Genomic DNA, 3140 nt, shown 5'->3' with positions numbered 1-3140 from the left:
GTGGGGTGGGAAGAGGCCAACGTTCATGTTCTCACCCATTCTCTACACTACGGCCTTGCAGCGTTTGAAGGTCTTCGGTGCTATAAGGGTAAATCGGGATCCGCCATCTTCAGGCTTCGTGAACATGTCGATCGACTGTTTGATTCGGCTCATATCGGCATGATGATCATGCCGTATGACAAAAAGCAGATCACTGACGCCATCCTCGAGACCGTTCGTGTCAATCGTCTCGATGCCTGTTACATTCGTCCGTTGGTCTACATCGGGTATGGTGCGATGGGTGTCCATCCCGGTGACAATCCCGTTCGGGTGGCCATCGCGGCTTGGAGGTGGGGAGCCTATTTGGGGGACGATGCATTGGCCCATGGGATGCGTGCTTGCATCTCGTCCTTTACGAGGCATCACGTGAATGTGTCCATGACCAGAGGAAAAATATCCGGGTACTATGTGAATTCCATCATGGCCAAACGGCAGGCGAAGGCCGATGGATATGACGAGGCGATTCTTCTCGACCCCGAAGGCTATGTTGCCGAGGGAACAGGAGAGAATGTATTCATCATTCGCCGGGGTGTCCTCAAGACGCCGCCGCTGACATCGGTGCTCGAAGGGATTACGCGAAACTCCGTCATCCAATTGGCTCAAGAACGAAAAATCACCGTGGTAGAGGAACGATTCACGCGCGATGACATGTATATTGCCGACGAAGTATTTGTGACTGGAACGGCCGCCGAGTTGACCCCCGTCCGAGAAATCGACAACCGGCGCATCGGAAACGGTACGCCTGGGACGATTACACGCGCTCTCCAAGATGCCTTCTTTTCGATCGTGCGCGGAGAAGATCTCGCACACGAGTCCTGGCTCACACGTATCTAACGCGTTGCCGGCCGAAGAACATCAACCGTCAATCAAGTAACATCGAGTGAAATCGAACCGGAGCCGGTCGCTCGGTTGGACGAATGACACGTGCAGACTTAGCGAAGAACAGATCAGTGGCCTGCCGCGGGAGTCTCTCCTGAAGGATGCGAATCCTCTGAAGACTGAGCGGGTGGGACAGCCGGGGGGGCTGTCGGCTCGCTCTTGGGTTGCATATCGATGACGGTCGAAGAGAAGTTGCGTTGCTTGGCTAAAATTGCCAGAGTGAGCGAGGTCACCATGAACACGGCCGCCACAACGACCGTCAGCTTGCTTAAAAAGTTCGCGGGGCCTCGGCTGCCGAACACCGTCTGACTGGATCCGCCGAAAGCGGCGCCGATCTCCGCTCCCTTCCCGGATTGGAGAAGAATCGCCCCGATCATCAGAAAGCAGATAAAGACATGGACGATAACAATCAACGTATACATCATGAGATCTCACACTCCGATTGATCGAGCAGCGGAAACGACCGCCGCAATTGTAACAAAGGACTCGACATGGAGACAAGCGCCGCCGATGAGTGCGCCATCGATCTGGTCGGAGGAAAGCAGCGATTCTATATTCTGGGGCGTGACGCTCCCTCCATAGAGAATCCTCGTGCCGCTGGCGATCGCGGCAGAAGCTGTGGCGGCAAGGGCACGCCGAATAGTCCGGTGGGCGGCAACGGCTTGCTCGGTCGTTGCCGATTTGCCTGTGCCGATGGCCCAGATCGGTTCATAGGCGACGGTGACACCAGCGATTGCATCGCCGGTAAAGCCGGACAAGCTCTCGCGCAGCTGTTGCGTGAGCACGTCGTCAGTCGAACCGTTGTCGCGCTGCGCAAGCGACTCACCGATACAGAGGATCGGACGGAGTCCGTGTTTGAGCGCTGCTCGGATTTTCTTCTGGATGCTGTCGCTCTGTTCGCCGAAGAGGGTTCGCCGTTCCGAATGTCCCAGAATCACATAGCGACACCCCAGGTCTTTCAGCATCGGTGCGGAGACTTCTCCTGTATAGGCACCGTGATCCTCCCAGAACATGTCCTGTGCTCCAAGCTGGATCGGAGACCCTGGGCTCAGTACCCGGTGGACCGATTCCAGCGCAGTAAAAGGAGGAGCTATGACGAATTCAACCCCTGTGGAGGTGCCGGGCAGGCGTTGGCTCAGCTCACGAGCGAAGGCCGCCGCTTCAGACGCCGTCTTGTTCATCTTCCAATTGCCGACGATCAGGGCTGTACGCACTGGGCTTCTTGCTTCCCGGAGCCGAGGTTTCGTTGAAGAATCTTAATCAGTTTGGGCGGTCAGGCAGCGCTGCAAGACCAGGAAGTGTTTTGCCTTCCAGTAATTCAAGGGCGGCGCCGCCCCCGGTCGAGGTAAACGAAATGTTCTCAGATTCACCGGCCCGATGAACGGCCAGCGACGTCTCACCGCCGCCGACGATCGTGAGCGCGTACGCATTGGCAATCGCATGGGCCATTGCCAAAGTGCCTCTGGCATAGGCGTCGATTTCAAACACACCCATCGGTCCGTTCCACAGGATGGTTTTCGCATTTTGGACCGCCTCATTGAACAGCTTGACGGAGGCCGGTCCAATGTCGAGGGCATACCATCCTTTGGGAATCTCCTGCACGGGGACAATTTTTGTTTCGGCGCCCAACTCTCGGTTGGCAGCCACCACGCAATCAACAGGCAGATACAATTTGACCCCTCGTGAGAGGGCATGGTCTTCGATCCCTCGGGCAAAATCCAGCATGTCCATTTCGCAGAGAGAATTGCCGATCTCCATGCCTTTTGCCTTCAAGAAGGTAAACGCCATGCCGCCGCCGATGATGACTTTATCGACTTTCTTTCCCAGGTTTTCGATGACGCCGATTTTCCCCGAGACCTTGGCTCCCCCTAGGACAGCGGCAAACGGCCGCACGGGATTGGCAACGGCCCCTTCGAGATACTCGATCTCCTTCTTGAGCAGCGCGCCCGCAGCCGCGTCTTTTATGTATTGGGTGATGCCGACAGTCGAAGCATGGGCCCGGTGGGCCGCCCCGAAGGCATCATTGATGAAGACATCGCCCAGCGAGGCAAGGGCCTTGGCGAAGTCGTCGTCATTTTTTTCCTCGCCGGCATGAAAACGAAGATTTTCCAGCAAGAGGACATCGCCGTCCTTCATCTTCGCGACCAGTTTCTCGACGGCCGGCCCTATACAGTCCGGAGCGAAGACCACGTCTTTCCCGAGCAGGCGTCCCAGTCGTTTCG

The 3140-nt window shown here is 56.7% G+C and carries 4 protein-coding genes; 1 reads left to right on the top strand and 3 read right to left on the bottom strand.

What is annotated here, in order from left to right; translation table 11 throughout:
- The coding region (ilvE, locus tag ACOSYY_RS18035) for a branched-chain-amino-acid transaminase (RefSeq protein WP_421664228.1) at positions 1 to 873 on the top strand (873 nt) is incomplete at its 5' end.
- 113 nt (positions 874 to 986) lie between these two features.
- Here the strand turns inward: ilvE and secG are convergent.
- The 3 genes from secG to ACOSYY_RS18020 all read right to left on the bottom strand — a co-directional run.
- The gene (secG, locus tag ACOSYY_RS18030) at positions 987 to 1343 is read right to left on the bottom strand and encodes a preprotein translocase subunit SecG (RefSeq protein ID WP_421664226.1); all 357 of its coding nucleotides are present in this window, start codon (positions 1341 to 1343) and stop codon (positions 987 to 989) included.
- A 6-nt stretch (positions 1344 to 1349) separates the two neighbouring features.
- Entirely contained in the window at positions 1350 to 2132 is a 783-nt protein-coding gene (tpiA, locus tag ACOSYY_RS18025; RefSeq protein WP_421664225.1) for a triose-phosphate isomerase, read from the bottom strand.
- A gap of 46 nt (positions 2133 to 2178) precedes the next feature.
- On the bottom strand, positions 2179 to 3140 hold a 962-nt coding region (locus ACOSYY_RS18020), incomplete at its 5' end, for a phosphoglycerate kinase (RefSeq protein WP_421664223.1).

The organism is Nitrospira sp. BLG_2 (genome assembly GCF_049222245.1).
This window is presented reverse-complemented; position numbering and strand designations above follow the sequence as displayed.

Excerpts from the sequence above, each read along its gene's own strand:
- secG (WP_421664226.1), bottom strand. The coding sequence starts at position 1,343 with ATGATGTATACGTTGATTGTTATCGTCCATGTCTTTATCTGCTTTCTG.